The following is a 15,549-nucleotide window of genomic DNA, read 5'->3' on the forward strand; positions in this document are numbered from 1 at the left end:
CTTCTACTGGATAGCTAACTCTCGTTGCCAACGTAAAAACACCTCCAAGGTTATCTCCATATCTTACGACATGGCTTGATTCTCTTGAAGGTGTTTTGATTTGTCTCACGTTATGGGGTCAGTTCCCTTCTTTTGTTTCACAAGTTAGTGCACGTAAACGAAACGGGTCTGCCAGTGATGTGACAGACCCGTTTTTGTAAACCCATTTTCGTGATTTAGGAAGAAACTATTCTTGATAGGATTCTGCTATTGCATTCGCTGCAATGATTGCATTGTACACGTCAGCAGGACTAACCGGGAACGGCATGTTGACCATTGTATCATTCGATGCACAAGCAGCTTCAGCCACTTGGCGCCATTCAGCCTCAACAAATTCCTCTACACCCAAGTCACGAAGCGTCAACGGAAGGCCTACATCCTTCACCAGTTTAATCACGGTTTCCAGTTCCTCTTTCGGTGCATTTTCCAGCACTAGCTGGGTTAACAAACCGAATGTAACTTTCTCACCATGCTGTGCTTTATGGAGCGAAGGAACAGCCGTCATGCCATTATGAATGGCATGTGCTGCTGCCAATCCACCTGATTCTGCACCAACACCGCTCAGATAAATAGTAGCTTCAATCGTATCCTCAACCGCACGAGTATATACTTTACGATCCACAGCACGTTTGGCCTTCACAGCATTTTCCAGCAACGTATCATAACAAAGACGAGCAAGTCCCAGTCCTGTAGTGGAAGGCTTGTTCAGAACCAGGTTATCTCCATTGGCCTGATAGCAGGCACGAGCTTCAAAATAAGTGGCCAGTGCATCACCGATTCCAGCTGCAAAGAAACGTGCAGGCGCTGCTGCCAGGATGCCTGTATCCGCCAGTACAACGTCTGGATTAGTAGGCAGGAACAGATATTCATCAAAAGAGCCATCTTTTTTGTATATAACCGCAAGCGCGGTACAAGGAGCATCTGTAGAAGCAATCGTTGGGAAAATAACAACAGGCAGCTTTTCATAATAAGCCGTTGCCTTGGCGGTATCCAATGTTTTTCCCCCGCCAATCCCTATGATAATGTTCGAACCATGTTTACGCACCAATTCGCGGTTACGATCAATCTCTTCTTTTGTACATTCATATTGAAATTTCTCGAAGACCACCTGGTTACCAGCTGCTTCAATCGAAGCACCTGCCTCCTTTTGGGCCCTTTCAAGTATGAACTCATCACAAATGACAAAGGCTTTATCGCCATAATCCTTAATATAGTCATTTAACGACGAGAGTAGATTTTGTCCAGAAATAAATTTCTTGGGTGAAGTAACGGACCTTACAACGTTTGCCATGTAAATTCCTCCTCAGCTTTGACTCATACTCAAATTAATAATGATTTGGGCATGTGACCCCTTAACTATAAACCTCTTTTCACGTTATTAAAAGGCTTATTATGGAATATTTTATGAACAAATTGTGTATCTATTATATTTGAACAGTCGAGCTCCATTCAGAATACAGGATACCCATCATGATACGATCATAACTGTTACCATCACGAAGAACAGCGGAACGAACTCTACCCTCAAGCTGGAACCCCGCCTTCTCATAAGTTCGGATCGCTTGTGTATTGTACTCAATCACATCCAAGCCGACCCGATTCAAATTGAGCTCATAAAACGCATAACGAAGAATGAGACGTACCGCTTCTGCCCCAAAGCCCTTGCCGAGGTAGTCCGTATTACCTATACCTATTGCTAGCTGTCCGCTGCGATTATTCCACTCAATCCCGTGGATAGCAACAAATCCGATCAAGACATCATCTGCCAATGTTCTTAATCGAAAATAGACCTCGTTAGAGCGGGGAGATCCTTCTGACTCCATCTGTTTCAACGTGTAGGGGAGCGCCAAATCCGTATCTACATTTCGCAGATACTTCGCATCCTCACCCCATTTGAACATCACTTCGGCATCTTCTTCCCTGACTGCGGCCAATTTTATTCGTTCCCCATAAAACAAATTTTCGATTTTAATGACTCTTCAGCTCCTATTATGAATTGTGTGCCATGTTTTCCGTCATAATTGTCATGCTATCCGATGTCCGCAATATAAGCTCTCCCTTTTAATTCAATGTTTAAATTTTACAAAATAATCAAACATAGCACAACCAAATCATTACAATTGTCATTGTGTGACACACAAAAAAGACCTTACAGCTGCAAGGTCTTCGCATAACTAATATTTAAACAACATAGCAACCAGCTGGTATCCAGCTCCAATCGTCCAGAACAGCACATAATCACCGCGCCGGATACGACCCGATTCAATACCTTCATATAGCGCAATGAACGGGCTACTGGTACCTGTGTAACCATATCGATCACCCACATAAATCATTTGGGCATCCTCTAGCTCCAAGTGATCCTGAATCTTCAATACATTTGCTAACGAGAACTGAGACAGACAATAAGCCCGTACATCCTGAGGCGTCAACCCATTCTTTTTTAAAATGCGTTCAAGCAGATCAAATGTAGGAGGTAAGGCCATATTGGCGTCAAACGGAAGCCACTGAATATATTTTCCGGGGGCGTTCCTTTGGAGTGTTGCCGCTAACCCCTGAGCCGGGTACAAAATTTTATCTATATTGACTGGGTCCGTAAAATACATTGAATCTATAAAACCGGTGTCTTCTTCTGTACGCTCCAAAATAGCCGCACATGCAGCATCTCCATAGTTCGCATAAGTAATCTCATCCTCCGGACCGGAAATGAGTGAATTATAATCTGAACCGATAATAAGGGCTGCCCGCACGTCAGGATTAGATAGCATCGACCGACTGGCTTGGTCGACAGCGACTGTCATCCCTGCACAATTCGCGTTGGAATCCATCACGGCCACATCATGTCTCGCCCCAATCGCCTGGTGAACAAATAAGGCATTCATCGGAAACAGTGACTCAGGAACTTGAGTGGAGAACACGATCATATCCACATCACGGCCTGTCATACCGGCTTGTTCCAGAGCTTTTTGCGCAGCTGCAATTCCCATTGTTAGGCCGTTTTCGTTCGGATCATCAATGATATAACGCTGTTTTCTACCCATATGCTCCATGAAGCGTCGAATATCTTTGCCCCGCTCGTCAAAATGGCGAACATAATATTCGTTATCCAACGAATGGGGCGGATGGTACACACCCAGTGCTTTTATTTTGATATGGCTCATCAGGTTTCCCCCTTACACATACGTCAGCGCATTATTGTACGACAATATCTACGTTGTTTAATCCTGCTTCACGTGCTACTCGACCAAGCTGCATTTTAATAATGGTTTGTTGAAGACTGATGCCAAAGATTACTTTGGCAAATCCAGTTTCTTTGTAACGTACAAATGAGCCCTTCAATTTTTCCACTTCTCCCGGACCCAAAAGTGCCATCTGGGTACAATCTACCTTGAGTGTAAAGCTTGACGCCTGAATGGATGAAGTTTTGGCTACATAATCTTTTACAAAGCTATCATACTCCTCCTGGCTAAATACTCCATTCACCGCCATATGTACCGTTTTCATGGCTTGATCGACTTCGATAGTGTAAGGATGTTGACTCATTTAGAAAGACTCCTTTGATTTCATTTTTTTGTCTATTAAGAGTATCGGAATAATAGGTAGAATTTTTAATATTAAATCAGATAAATTGCCACTAAAATATTACAAATTTGTGAATATAAAAAACCGTCACTGCTCCTAGAAGAAGCAACTGACGGCTGGAAATTTGCGTATTCTCATTTGCAATTAATTCGTAAACGTATGGCGACCGAGTGAGATGACAGCCGGGCGACTTTTACTCCATTTGGCTGTGGCAATGGCCGGGTTGTAATAAAACAAGGACCCATTGGTTGGATCAGCACCATTAAGTGCCTGTCTGGCTGCACGGTATGCCGTCTTGTTTGGTTTCAGGCGGTATTGACCATCCTGTACAGCGGTGAATTGGCCAGGCTGCAAAATAACGTCCGGGATCGAGCTTGGAAACTCGCCGGACTGCACACGGTTTAATACGACAGCGCCAACAGCCACTTGACCTTCAAACGATTCTCCGCGCGCCTCAGAATAAATGATACGAGCCAGTTGATCCAGCGCGGTTACGCGCACCTCTCCGAAGGATTTCAGCTTGGCTTGTGTTGCCGCTCCGGCTACTCCATCAGGTGCCAGACCATTATCTCGTTGAAAACGAGCCACCGCTTTACTGGTCAGAGAACCATAGTACCCAGTAAACCCAGCCTTGAAATAACCGAGCGAATGAAGCTGCTGTTGAAGCTCCAGCACCCGTTCGCTTTGAATCCCTTTCTTCAAAGCTGACGTTTGTGCTTGTGCTTGTCCTGGTGCGACTGACAATACAGTACCTAACATACATGCGCAGGACAGGATTAAAATAGATAATTTTTTCATATTCCAGACAACCTCCTCTTTCATGTTCTGTCCGGTGCAACCATTCCGGCCTGTACAACTCAGGGACGTTTATCCGATGATGTTTCTTATGACATAACTTATGCCTAGCTGCAGAAATGACGCGTGGCTACATACGGAATGGGACAATCAAGCTTTCACACGTCCGTTGCAGTATACCACAAGCCGCATTTACGTATCATCCGGCTCTGGTCCTAAGACTACCCAAGCAAATAAAACGCCATCCCTAAAGGGATGACGTGTATTAAAAGCAATGAATCATGTACTGACCACACTTGAATACGTGACTTTTTTCGCTATTTTTCGCTTCAACTTTCCCGGGATCGGAGCCTGATTTCTACTAATTCAAATCATATTTGCGCGCACACATATATAGGCGTATGCATAGGGTAGCGTACGATCATCAAATCTTGATTAACAGAAAGGCTGGAAACGACGCGTGAATTCATATATGGATTACACCTCTCCTACTGTACAATTCACCTATGATTTAAGCGACAATGTTTTGTTTCAGAAGGATGCTCAAAATTCGATCAACGAGCTGTCGATCCAGCAGCTGAATACATTAGCAAATGTATCGCTGCTGGATATTCGCCTCAGCACTGCTAATGTTGTGGAGCCTCACTATCACCAAAATGCCACAGAACTGGTCTACTGCATCTCTGGAGCAGTAACCGTGTCACTGATTAACCCCTTTACCCGTGAGTTACGACATTTTCCGATCACACCTGGCCAAGTGGCTAACGTCCCTCAAGGATGGTGGCATTATCTGGTCGCCACGATGGATAACACTCATTTGTTGACGATTTTTGATGCCCCGACCCCTGAATTCATACTGGGATCTGACATTTTGCGCCTAACGCCAAATAACATTCTGGCTCATACTTACTGCCTGGATGAGAATAAGGTTCAGGAAGCGCTCGCCCCTATTAAAAAACCTGTCATCATCGGTCCTCCCAATGACTGCAAGCAGCAGCCCCCCCGAAAACCAGGGATACATGTAAGGCTTGCTGATGCTTCATCACACCCTCAGGTCGTCCCCCAAAGAGATTACGCCTATACTAACGGATATCCCGGCTTCTCTTTTAATCCCTATCAAGAATAGGCTAACTCTAGTCAGGTCTTAAGTTGAAGGGAATACCTTTTCCCTGTATGTTCGCCGTTACCATAAGACCGTCCCTCTCATAAAATGCCAATGTATAAGAGGGGGTGATGGAATGGACGCTTACTACAACTGTTTGAACTGCATGAATAAAAAGGTGCGTATTCTCACCATTGACGGAAAACAGTACGAAGGAACCATTATGGATGTGGATCGTAATAATGTGTACTTAAAAACAGAACGGAACGGACGTGTACAAACGTCTGCCTTTTATCCTGGCTACGGGTATGGGAATCAAATCTTAACTTTGAGCCTGTTCACCCTGCTGGCGATTGCGTTAATTTAATCCTGATCCATTGTCCGTTCCTGTCTATAGATGCCAATGTAACTCAAATGACAGCTGCCCAGCCCGGCACAGTTTGTGTAGGGCTTGTACGCTGTTATTTGAGGTGTTTTACATACGTTCCATCCTCTAATACACTTAACCCCCCATCGGTTATATACCAATGGGGGGTTAAGCTACTCAGTTCATTTTAAACCCATAAAGACTTCGTAATGATAACGAGCAGAATGAACAGTACCAGAATAGCTCCTGTCGATGTCCATACTCCTGGGTAGCCCCCTACTGAACCGCCACCACAACCTCTTTCACATTCACTCATGGTCATTGCCTCCTTCAATTCAAGGTACAACATAGCTTATGTATTGAGCTTTCCTACGGACCGGGCTTTTCGGCAATGTTATGAATGTTTTTGCTGATGGGCATTAGCCTACACCTTTCCTAGGCAGGAGCATAGGATAACACAACTAATCTTGAAGGAGTGAAGCAATTGAATTCAAATCAAATGCTCAATTACAACGTTAATCAACCTTTCCCCCACCATCCTACCTCTCACCACGTCGTGGTGCACCCTGTAGATCCGTACGTCGTAGAAACATTAAAATCGGTGATCGGCAAGTACGTTGTACTTGAGACCACACGTGGCAGAATTGATGGATGTGTAGTGGATTGTAAGCCTGATCATGTCATTTTAGATGTATACGGAAAAAAATTCTTTGTTCGAATCAGCGAAATCGTATGGATCATGCCCAACTAAACAAATTAGACATTAAAAATCCTCGCAGATCCTATTCCGGATTCGCGAGGATTGATTATAACGTTGATTATGCTAATCAAGCTCTCCTGCCAGTGAAGCCCGGAGTTCATCTATCGTTCCGTTGTATTCATCCAAATCGACTTGGCCTTGAATACCCGGAACACTGCCTGTGCTACTGTACTGCCAAGCCCACCAGCTATTCCAAGCTGGGACTGCGGTCGGCTTTTGCGTAGTGCTGTATCGGGCTACCCACAGCTTATACATAGAAAATGTAGGATCAAACTTGGAAGCAAAGACATTGCCCGTGTATACGATCGGCTGACGCCCGGTAAGCCTCTCCATTTCATCCAAAAAAGCATGCGCCACTTCACTAATTTGTGCAGGAGTAAGACCTTTGGGGTTATTTTCATAATCCATCACAGGGGGTAAATCCAGCCTGCCTCCTGCTGAATCTATAGCCCTGGCAAAATTAGCTGCTTCCTGACGAGCTCCATCCGCAGTAGTAGCGTTCAAAAAGTGGTAAGCGCCAACCAGGATGTTAGCATCTCTGGCACCCTGCACATTTACTAAAAATTGATTATCTTGATATTTTGTGCCCTCTGTAGCTTTAATAAAAGCAAATGTCTTGCCTGCCGCCGCCACTTGCTGCCAATCAATATTGCCATTATAGTGTGAGACGTCAATCCCTTGCGCGTGTCCATCGGAAGAAATCTCAGGTACAACAGGTATGGTAGGTATAACGTTCTCGGTAGTTGATGGCTCCTCTGTTTGCTGATCCAACGCTATAACCACCTTACCATCATCCGCATTGAGTACATGAAAGGGTGTACTCTGATTAAGATCGACCACGATGCGTACCGAGGCTGGGTTTGTACTAAACATGGAGTATCTTACTTGGGAAACATCTGGATCTTCTGTGACTGGAAACCTTCCTTGTCCACCATTGTTAAATGATTGCGAGGATGGAAATTCCTCAGCAAACTTTGTATCCGGTATATCTACAACAATACGGTCTGCATGAGTCAACGTGGTTACTTTGGGGGTTACTTTTCCATTAACAGTTATAGTTAATTGGTGATTAGCGAAGCTAATTTGGTTTATAGCCGTGCGCGCACTCTCTTTAGGATTACTTACAGCTGGAGTAGTAGGATGATCATGAGTGGACTCGCTATTGCCGCTTGAAGTAGGAGGAGTCGTCAGGAACACGGTTTTAAGCTCGTTGTTCCAGGTCACATTCATTCCTGTCTGCTCCGATACAAAGCGAAGCGGAACATAAGTCGTCCCCTCTTTAAGCAAAGGAGCTACAGCCAATCCCATTTGATGATCATTGACAGAGGCTATGGGATTGTTGACCTGAAGACTGAGGTTAAGATTTTGCTTATGTATAGTTATGGTCCCTGTCTTCGACTCCCAATTCACGCTATAACCCAATTCCTCTACAATGAGACGGAGTGGAACCAGTACATTCCCCTTTACTTCTTGAATCTGAACACCTTTGCCAACACTTATATCTTTACCATCCAACTGAAGATGTGAACTCGAAGATGCAGCATGACTTTCTCTTGGAAATGCTAGTAGAAACAGAAACAAAAAAGCAAATAAACAAATTTTCTTCATTATGTAACCTACCAATCTCTATATTTTCGCTTATGAAATTCTTGCACTCTATGATTCTCAGGACCTCTATTTTGATAGACGCGAATCATATGGTAAAAGTTACGATTGATTCAGTACATATTTCAGTCTTATCATACAAAAGTACTAAAAAGCTCTGCCAGCTATACAGCAAGCAGAGCTTTTTTCAGTTTTATTAATCTAGTTTACTAGCAATCTTATCACCAAACGAATACTTCATGTTCACACTGTTAAAAATGTTAACCCTATAAGAATGATCGAGGTAACAGATAGTACCAGTAAGGGAAGCATTGCTTTCTCCCGCAAAGCCTTAAAGCTCACATTCAGCCCCATACCTACCATAGCCATCGTTAACATAAAGGTGGTAACTTGAGAAATTTCGTTCGTCAGACTAGATGAAACTACAATATATTTCCCAAAAACATAGCTACCCACAATACTTGTAGCCATAAAGCCGATGAGGAACCAGGGAAACTCCACTTTAGCGTCTGTACGAATTTTTCCAGTTCGTTTCATCCAAACCATTAAAACAAAGCTGAGCGGTATGAGTAAGAAAACACGCCCCAGTTTGGCTAATAAACCCATTGCAAGAGCATCCTGTCCGGCAGGCGCTGCAGCTAAGGCCACATGTGCAATTTCATGTAAACTGATGCCCGACCAGATTCCATATTGCATATCCGTCAAAGGAAGCCAGGGACGAAGCACAGTAAACAAAATGGCAAATACCGTTCCAACCAAGGCAATGAGTCCTACTCCTATGGCTGTATCCTCATCTTTGGATTTTAACAAGGGAGAAACCGCTGCAATCGCTGCTGCACCGCAAACTCCTGTTCCAATACCAAGAAGAAGCGAAAGCGAAGCATCTGCCTTAAAACGTTTTGCCAGCCAAACCGTAAAAAAGATGGAAAATACAACGGTGCCCACATCACGCAAAAGTAAACCCAACCCATGATGAATGACAACATCCATGTTCAGCTTCAGCCCAAATAACACAATCGCTCCACGTAGTATTTTCTTTGCTGAAAACTCAACCCCCGAGCGCACAGCTTCAGGGTATCCCCACAACTGTCGGTACAGAATAGCGAGAAACATAGCACCGGCCAATGGACCTACATAATGAAAACCTGGCAATTCGTTCAGGCCGTAGCCTGCCAAAGCAAATAACATCGTGAAGATAATGCCAAATATACGCTGGAATAATCGCCCTCTGTTCGAAAATAATTTGGTGTGTTGTGTATGACTGTTCATGGTGAACCCCTCCAATTCTACATGCATCCAGCTTAATATGTTTTTTGTCATAAGAAAAATAAATCATTATAATAATTATAATAAGTAAATAGATATGACGTATTTGGAGGAATGGGCTTTGGACCAATCTTTAATCGTATTTGTTAGGGTCGCGGAGAAACAAAACTTCACACGAGCTGCCGAGGTGTTACACATGACCCAACCAGCGGTAAGTCAATATATTCAAACGCTGGAACGTAGCGTAGGGACCCGCCTCCTGGAGCGTAGTAATAAATATGTGCGCTTAACCAAAGCAGGTGAAATTGTGTATCATCATGCTCAGGAGATTATCCGTCTCCATACACGGATGCAATATTTGGTGGACGAGCTGATACATACGGCAAAAGGAAACCTGTCGATTGGCGCAAGCTACACATATGGCGAATATGTGCTGCCGCACGTGATTGCGCAAATGAGAATCCAGTATCCACTCATTCAGCCCTCGATTACCATCGGCAACACTCAGGAAATTGAAAAACTCATGATCCATAATCAACTGGATGTAGGCATTATCGAAGGAGAATTTCAGCATGACCATTTACACATTGAATCATTTGCTGATGATCGAATGTATATCGTCGTTCCGCAAAATCATCGTTTGGCGGGTAAATCTCAAGTGGATTTAAGTGAGCTGCAAGAGGACATCTGGATTCTGAGGGAAGAAGGTTCTGGAACCCGGGAAGCGGCTGAAAAGATGTTTGCACGGCTTCGGTTCTCCCCTTCTCATATGATGAATTTTGGCAGTACACAGATCATCAAAGAGTCTGTAGAAGCAGGCTTGGGGATTTCTTTGCTGTCCCAATGGGTCATTCAGAAGGAACTTGCTCTGGGCACATTAAAAGTACTGGATATTCATAATCTTCCGGTCATTCGAAAATTCTCCTTCCTAACTCCTTCTTCGACATTTGAAACGAAAGCAAGCACCGCTTTTTTGGAGATTTTGCGAAGTTATAATGTGAAAAGGTAAAGTGCAGAAACCATGAAAAAAAGCACCCATTAAGGTGCTTTCAACATATTCATTATCATGTTTTTTATGAGGAAAGATGATCCATACCCTGATATAAGAAATGAGAAAAATCAGCGTAGCTTCCTTGGAATTGTTGCATATCATGAGCAGCAATACCTACAAAATTCCCTGTAAAACCACCGGATAAAAAGCTGATATCCTGCATTTCAAAAAGCCGCTTCCACGCAGGTTTGTCTCCGACTCCATAATAAAATTGCCCGTGGGATGCATGGACTTCCACAGCTAAATGTATAGGAAAATCGTCCTGAAGCGTAATCGCTTGGGGAACTAAGGTAAATGTGTTGGCTTCACATCGCATTATGCGCAGTACCTTCCCTTGTCCCTCCTCATAGCTAATATAGGCGTACAAATAATCTTCTTCATTAAGGTACAGTAGAAGCCCCGCCATTTGCAAATAGCTTGTTGGCTGATACTCCAATGCTGTTTCCACCCGGAAATGATGATCCGTTTGCCGAATGGCAAGCACATGATGCTGGAACAGACTTTGAATGGATTCTCCAGCTAGAATCCGAAGATAACCGGGGCGCTGGCTTAATGAACACCAGCTATCATCCGCCAGGATACGCAATGTGTTCCACGTTTTATCTAATGTGGGTCCCTCGAAAAAATCCTCGAAAATATAACTCTGCTGCTCTTGATTAACCGAGAACTTCCCTTGAGGTGCGGGCACTTCCAATTGAGGTGTATGGCCCCCAGCGGTTAATCGCAGCCAGCCTTCATCATTCCAGTACACTTGCTGCAAGGCTGTTTCCCGTCCTAAAATGGCATATTTCCCCTCTACTGGACGTGTGCATAAATGAGCCATGTACCATTCGCCGTCCGGTGTTTGTACAAGACTGCCATGTCCTGCGCATTGTAACGGGAAATCCAGTCGATCACGTGACGTAAGCATGGGGTTGTGCGGGTCTACTTCATATGGCCCGGATATCTGCTTCGACCGTGCTACGGTAACGGCATGCCCCGTACCCGTTCCGCCTTCCGCTGTAACAAGATAGTAATAACCGTTTTGCTTGTAGATGTGAGGCGCTTCTGTTTTCTTCAAAGGAGTACAATCAAAGATTTTAACAGGCTCGCCAATGAGTTGTTGTTGCTTGCTGTCATACTCCTGCATGACGATACCGGAAGATTTATTGCTTTCCAACATACGGTAATCCCACAATGCGTTCAACAGCCATTTGCGTCCGTCCTCATCGTGAAATAAAGACGGATCAAATCCGCTACTGTTAAGATAGACGGGTTCCGACCAAGGCCCTTGGATCGTAGGCGCCGTCATCACAAAATTATGAACATCCTTGAACGGACGTTTGGTGCTTTTCACATCCGTATAGAGCAGATAAAAAAGGTCATCCGCATAGCTAAGCTGCGGTGCCCAAATGCTGCAATTTTTCGGGTTTCCTCTTAAATCAACCTGATCGGTCAAAATATCTGTGCAATGTTCCCAATGGGCCAAATCTTTGGACTGGTACACCCGTACTCCAGGCAACCACTCAAACGATGACACCACAATATAGTAAGTATCCTCGACTCGTGTAATACACGGATCGGGATTAAAGCCTTTTAATATGGGATTTTGGATCATCATGAGACCTCACTTCTCCTTACTTCCAAAATGTGACTTCATCAAATACCTGTTCCTTGCTCCATACTTCTGTTCCCGTTTCAAAACAATCTGCCCACGGAACACGTTGCTTACGTAACGTAGCAACTTCATCGGGTCCGTTATATTCCTGATAACAGACCGTTTTCTCGTTCGCGACATTGTTCCAATTGTCCCAGCCACGTGGGTCAATATGATCGCCCATTTTACAATCGACAAATACGGTCTTGGCATACTCCCGCCACGGACGCCCCAAAAAAACCGGGGTAATATCAGCTTCTGCGGTTAAGTAGCAATGGTTGAATACATAACCATACGCTTGTCCTTGCGGCGTAGAGGCGGCTGTGACGTAGCTCGTTTGGTTGTCATGATGGCGTAAACTGCGAATCTCGCAATCTTCAAAATACGCGGTAGCCCCACCAAAAATAAAGTCCACCGTCCCCTCTATATAACAATGCTGGTAGAGCTGCCGATAGTGCCTATGATGCTCCTTCAAATGGATTCCACCAAACTGGAGTCGTTCTTTCGGTGCAGGAGGTAGAGGGCCTGTAAATAAAGTATCCTGGTGCCCTTTAAAGGTACAGTTTCTAAAGACCGTTTCATCACAATGAGCGTATACCGCAACGGCCTGCCCAATGGCTTCTCCCTGTCCTGCCGTGTTGGAAATCGTGAGATTTTCCAAGATCAGATGGCTACCACCTAAAAATAAAGTAGGTGTGGCAAAGGTCCCTATTTCCTCACCCGCTTCATCCTGCTCCTTGGCATACCGATCCATTCGAATCTCTACCTGTCCGATGCCTATAATATGAAGATATGAACGGTAAATTCGCACCTCTTCCTCATAAGTACCTGATAAAATAGTTAGCGTTTCCATTTCGTTGGAATCCGACTGCTCCAATACAGCAATCGCCTCCTGAATCGTATGGAAATCGCAAAAGGATTCTTTTCCAACTAGCATGGTTACCCCGATCCTTTCATTTGATTTACAGGTGTTCAGCTAAAAATAACTGCCACGCCGTTCGCATTTCCAACGTCTCCATATGTCCACCGCCCGCAATCACAGGCTGCCAATGCTCAGGGTGACCTGCTTCCTGGTAAGCTTCCAGCAGACCTTTTGCCAAATGCTCGACTCCCTCAATAGGACACATCCGATCATTTTGACCTGTTATACTCATCCGTGGACGAGGTACGATCCGCTTTTGAATATCCAAGGTGGTAAAATGCTTCAACAAGCCAGGGACATAGGAATAGAAACCATGATGATCCAACCCCCTTTTGGCGATTAGCGTATGGGCATCTACCTGTCCACAAATATCAACCGTCACCTGTATCCGTTCATCTAACGCAGCCATCCACCATGCCACGAGTCCACCCATCGACATACCGATTGTTGCGATACGGGAAGCATCAATATCTTCACGCTGGCACATATAATCCACCAAGCGACGGTTATCATACAGCATCATGCCCCACAGCACTTGGCCCTGCCAGAGCATTTCCTTTACCAGCTCGCTCTCGGTTTTGCCCCCACGTTCATTGAAGCCCCACATGTCAATACAGCACACACAGTACCCCATGTCTGTCAGGGTTGTAGCAAACGAGGGCTGCTGCAAGTAAGAGCTGCTATGGATCAGTTCCTTGCGCCCGTTCGTATAATTGCCTCCATGCGAATGGTTAAAAACGACCAATGGGAACGGACCGTTCCCTTGTAAGGGTGCAGCTACATAAGCGGGTACAGACTCGATCCCGTTCAAGTCGAGCAGGAGACACTCCAGTCGGTATCCCTCGCGCTCTTCTTGATTCAGCAGAGTTGCCGTTACAGGGCGATCTGCCGGAAGGTCGCCCAACAATGCTTGCAACTTATCCACGTTGTACCTCCTTTCATGCCCTCCTAATTCATCTTATTTCGTTCAGAAGGTTGTATCGTTACTTGTTCTATCAGCTTTTCGGGCTGAGCTGTATTCTTCGAATGACAACGATTGATTTCAACGTCTTCTCCATTTTCAATGTAAAAGGCAGGACCTTCATGATTCTCAATCGTCACATGTTGAAAACGAATATCCTTCACATTACCTAGATAAAAACCACGGTTGTTCATATCTTCAATCCCTGTCATCATCGCCGGACGACCGGGAATTGCATTTTTAGCCATAGAAATATCAATATTGGAAAATGTAATTTCAGCAATATATTGCTCTGCAAGTCCGTATAAGAATCCAGCAGCCGCATGAACCTGTCGTGCCGTAATATCGGAAAAATGGATTCGTCTAAAGCATGGGGTTTCATTGGTAATCGGATAGGGATTTTTATCCCACACATATTTGTCTTTGCCCCGAGGGCCGCAGAAATAATAAAGGTTCAGAATAAATGGACAAATTACATCTTCCATCACAATGTTGCTGACGCGAATATCCTCGATGGTTCCGCCACGTCCTCGTCTGGATTTCAGACGTATACCCCGATCCGTTTGCTTGAACACGCAATTACTGATCGTAACATTACGAATATCACCACTCATTTCGCTTCCCAGTACGACTGCGCCATGTCCATGTACCATCGTACAGTTGGTAATCGTAATATTTTCACATGGAATTCGCTCTTGTGTATCTTCGGTTCCTGCTTTGATGGCAATACAATCATCGCCCACATCTATATTGCAGTTGCTAATACGAACATTGGAACAGGATTCAGGATTAATGCCATCCGTATTGGGGGAGTCCGCAGGGTTAAGAATGGACAAATTATCAATCGTAACGTTATAGCAAGCGATGGGGTTTACAGTCCAACTGGGGGAATTTTTTAACATAACATCTTTAATGGTAACCCGCTGACAACGGTCAAAACTGATTAATTTGGGTCTCGGATATTGTAACTCCTCTGGATGATTCCGGTGCTTTTCCCACCACGGTTGGCCATTTCCGTCCAGCGTTCCGCTACCTGTAACTGAAATATTCTCAAGGTTCTGTCCATAAATGCATGACGCATGCACTTCCCGCTGAACGCCTTCCCATCTGGATTCTACTACAGGGTAATCAGCCAGTTCCGTACTGAAGGACAGAGTTGCGCCAGGGCTTACATGCAGCTCAATGTTACTTTTCAGAAAGATAGCTCCTGTCAGATACGTCCCAGAAGGAACATAAACGGTTCCTCCTCCAGCATTGCTGGCCGCTTCAATGGCAGCCGCAATCGCTTCTGTAGCCAACGTCGTACCATCCTGAACTGCTCCATAATCTACAATGTTATACAATTGCATTTCGTTCTCTCCTGTCTTTATATTTTGTGGATGTTAGATCCATTTTGTATTGGGAAAGCATAAGCTGCCCCCGGGTTTCAACATCCAAGAAATCATTCAAGGAGTCTGGGGGCA

Annotated in this window: 16 protein-coding genes; 4 read left to right on the plus strand and 12 right to left on the minus strand. The window is 44.6% G+C overall.

The genetic code is table 11. The features are described 5' to 3' along the window. Nucleotides 1-226: 226 nt before the first annotated feature. The 5 genes from WA407_RS20740 to WA407_RS20760 all read right to left on the minus strand — a co-directional run bounded on the left by WA407_RS20740 (nt 227) and on the right by WA407_RS20760 (nt 4,419). Nucleotides 227-1,330, minus strand: coding sequence for a glycerol dehydrogenase (locus tag WA407_RS20740; protein ID WP_023989402.1), 1,104 nt, complete (start codon nt 1,328-1,330; stop codon nt 227-229). A 133-nt stretch (nt 1,331-1,463) separates the two neighbouring features. Continuing rightward, nucleotides 1,464-1,997 carry a GNAT family N-acetyltransferase gene (locus WA407_RS20745; protein ID WP_268820018.1) on the minus strand — a complete coding sequence of 178 codons (534 nt, stop codon included), beginning with the start codon at nt 1,995-1,997 and terminating at the stop codon, nt 1,464-1,466. A 216-nt stretch (nt 1,998-2,213) separates the two neighbouring features. Further along, the gene (locus WA407_RS20750) at nt 2,214-3,200 is read right to left on the minus strand and encodes a ketoacyl-ACP synthase III (protein ID WP_235309432.1); all 987 of its coding nucleotides are present in this window, start codon (nt 3,198-3,200) and stop codon (nt 2,214-2,216) included. 31 nt (nt 3,201-3,231) lie between these two features. Next, nucleotides 3,232-3,582: a hypothetical protein gene (locus WA407_RS20755; RefSeq protein WP_029517714.1), complete on the minus strand. Its 351-nt coding sequence runs from the start codon at nt 3,580-3,582 to the stop codon at nt 3,232-3,234. A 183-nt stretch (nt 3,583-3,765) separates the two neighbouring features. Beyond that, nucleotides 3,766-4,419, minus strand: a complete 654-nt coding sequence (locus tag WA407_RS20760; protein WP_235309430.1) for a cell wall hydrolase — start codon at nt 4,417-4,419, stop codon at nt 3,766-3,768. A gap of 457 nt (nt 4,420-4,876) precedes the next feature. Here WA407_RS20760 and WA407_RS20765 point away from each other — a divergent pair, with 457 nt between their 5' ends. Together WA407_RS20765 and WA407_RS20770 are read left to right on the plus strand one after the other, a co-directional pair. Then, nucleotides 4,877-5,542, plus strand: coding sequence for a cupin domain-containing protein (locus tag WA407_RS20765; protein ID WP_235309428.1), 666 nt, complete (start codon nt 4,877-4,879; stop codon nt 5,540-5,542). A 112-nt stretch (nt 5,543-5,654) separates the two neighbouring features. Next, a complete protein-coding gene (locus tag WA407_RS20770; protein ID WP_025719727.1) occupies nt 5,655-5,885 on the plus strand; it encodes a hypothetical protein in 231 nt (76 codons plus the stop codon). Nucleotides 5,886-6,072: 187 nt separating this feature from the next. On the opposite strand, the gene WA407_RS20775 is transcribed toward WA407_RS20770, so the two are convergent. After that, nucleotides 6,073-6,201 carry a hypothetical protein gene (locus WA407_RS20775; protein ID WP_013371969.1) on the minus strand — a complete coding sequence of 43 codons (129 nt, stop codon included), beginning with the start codon at nt 6,199-6,201 and terminating at the stop codon, nt 6,073-6,075. A 168-nt stretch (nt 6,202-6,369) separates the two neighbouring features. Here WA407_RS20775 and WA407_RS20780 point away from each other — a divergent pair, with 168 nt between their 5' ends. Further along, nucleotides 6,370-6,636 carry a DUF2642 domain-containing protein gene (locus WA407_RS20780; RefSeq protein WP_025719729.1) on the plus strand — a complete coding sequence of 89 codons (267 nt, stop codon included), beginning with the start codon at nt 6,370-6,372 and terminating at the stop codon, nt 6,634-6,636. A 72-nt stretch (nt 6,637-6,708) separates the two neighbouring features. Here WA407_RS20780 and WA407_RS20785 read toward each other — a convergent pair whose 3' ends face one another. Then, nucleotides 6,709-8,253: a GH25 family lysozyme gene (locus WA407_RS20785; RefSeq protein WP_336078281.1), complete on the minus strand. Its 1,545-nt coding sequence runs from the start codon at nt 8,251-8,253 to the stop codon at nt 6,709-6,711. Nucleotides 8,254-8,493: 240 nt separating this feature from the next. Beyond that, on the minus strand, nt 8,494-9,519 hold the full coding sequence (locus WA407_RS20790) for a YeiH family protein (RefSeq protein ID WP_235309422.1): 1,026 nt from the start codon (nt 9,517-9,519) through the stop codon (nt 8,494-8,496). 118 nt (nt 9,520-9,637) lie between these two features. On the opposite strand from WA407_RS20790, the gene WA407_RS20795 reads away from it, so the two are divergent. Beyond that, nucleotides 9,638-10,525 carry a LysR family transcriptional regulator gene (locus tag WA407_RS20795; protein WP_235309420.1) on the plus strand — a complete coding sequence of 296 codons (888 nt, stop codon included), beginning with the start codon at nt 9,638-9,640 and terminating at the stop codon, nt 10,523-10,525. Nucleotides 10,526-10,589: 64 nt separating this feature from the next. Here WA407_RS20795 and WA407_RS20800 read toward each other — a convergent pair whose 3' ends face one another. The 4 genes from WA407_RS20800 to WA407_RS20815 are packed head-to-tail and all read right to left on the minus strand — an operon-like array spanning nt 10,590 to nt 15,435. Continuing rightward, nucleotides 10,590-12,167: a glycoside hydrolase family 43 protein gene (locus WA407_RS20800; RefSeq protein WP_336078282.1), complete on the minus strand. Its 1,578-nt coding sequence runs from the start codon at nt 12,165-12,167 to the stop codon at nt 10,590-10,592. Between the two features lie 16 nt (nt 12,168-12,183). Beyond that, on the minus strand, nt 12,184-13,140 hold the full coding sequence (locus WA407_RS20805) for a pectinesterase family protein (protein WP_235309416.1): 957 nt from the start codon (nt 13,138-13,140) through the stop codon (nt 12,184-12,186). Nucleotides 13,141-13,165: 25 nt separating this feature from the next. After that, complete coding sequence (locus WA407_RS20810) at nt 13,166-14,050, minus strand: dienelactone hydrolase family protein (protein WP_336078283.1); 885 nt, start codon at nt 14,048-14,050, stop codon at nt 13,166-13,168. A gap of 23 nt (nt 14,051-14,073) precedes the next feature. Then, nucleotides 14,074-15,435: a glycoside hydrolase family 28 protein gene (locus tag WA407_RS20815; protein ID WP_254330506.1), complete on the minus strand. Its 1,362-nt coding sequence runs from the start codon at nt 15,433-15,435 to the stop codon at nt 14,074-14,076. Between the last annotated feature and the right edge of the window lie 114 nt (nt 15,436-15,549).

The sequence above is a fragment of the Paenibacillus sp. 203 genome (genome assembly GCF_037027525.1).
Classification (GTDB): domain Bacteria; phylum Bacillota; class Bacilli; order Paenibacillales; family Paenibacillaceae; genus Paenibacillus; species Paenibacillus polymyxa_B.

Excerpts from the sequence above, each read along its gene's own strand:
- WA407_RS20740 (WP_023989402.1), bottom strand. The coding sequence starts at position 1,330 with ATGGCAAACGTTGTAAGGTCCGTTACTTCACCCAAGAAATTTATTTCT.
- WA407_RS20750 (WP_235309432.1), bottom strand. The coding sequence starts at position 3,200 with ATGAGCCATATCAAAATAAAAGCACTGGGTGTGTACCATCCGCCCCAT.
- WA407_RS20755 (WP_029517714.1), bottom strand. The coding sequence starts at position 3,582 with ATGAGTCAACATCCTTACACTATCGAAGTCGATCAAGCCATGAAAACG.
- WA407_RS20760 (WP_235309430.1), bottom strand. The coding sequence starts at position 4,419 with ATGAAAAAATTATCTATTTTAATCCTGTCCTGCGCATGTATGTTAGGT.
- WA407_RS20770 (WP_025719727.1), top strand. The coding sequence starts at position 5,655 with ATGGACGCTTACTACAACTGTTTGAACTGCATGAATAAAAAGGTGCGT.
- WA407_RS20775 (WP_013371969.1), bottom strand. The coding sequence starts at position 6,201 with ATGAGTGAATGTGAAAGAGGTTGTGGTGGCGGTTCAGTAGGGGGCTAC.
- WA407_RS20785 (WP_336078281.1), bottom strand. The coding sequence starts at position 8,253 with ATGAAGAAAATTTGTTTATTTGCTTTTTTGTTTCTGTTTCTACTAGCA.
- WA407_RS20790 (WP_235309422.1), bottom strand. The coding sequence starts at position 9,519 with ATGAACAGTCATACACAACACACCAAATTATTTTCGAACAGAGGGCGA.
- WA407_RS20800 (WP_336078282.1), bottom strand. The coding sequence starts at position 12,167 with ATGATGATCCAAAATCCCATATTAAAAGGCTTTAATCCCGATCCGTGT.
- WA407_RS20805 (WP_235309416.1), bottom strand. The coding sequence starts at position 13,140 with ATGCTAGTTGGAAAAGAATCCTTTTGCGATTTCCATACGATTCAGGAG.
- WA407_RS20815 (WP_254330506.1), bottom strand. The coding sequence starts at position 15,435 with ATGCAATTGTATAACATTGTAGATTATGGAGCAGTTCAGGATGGTACG.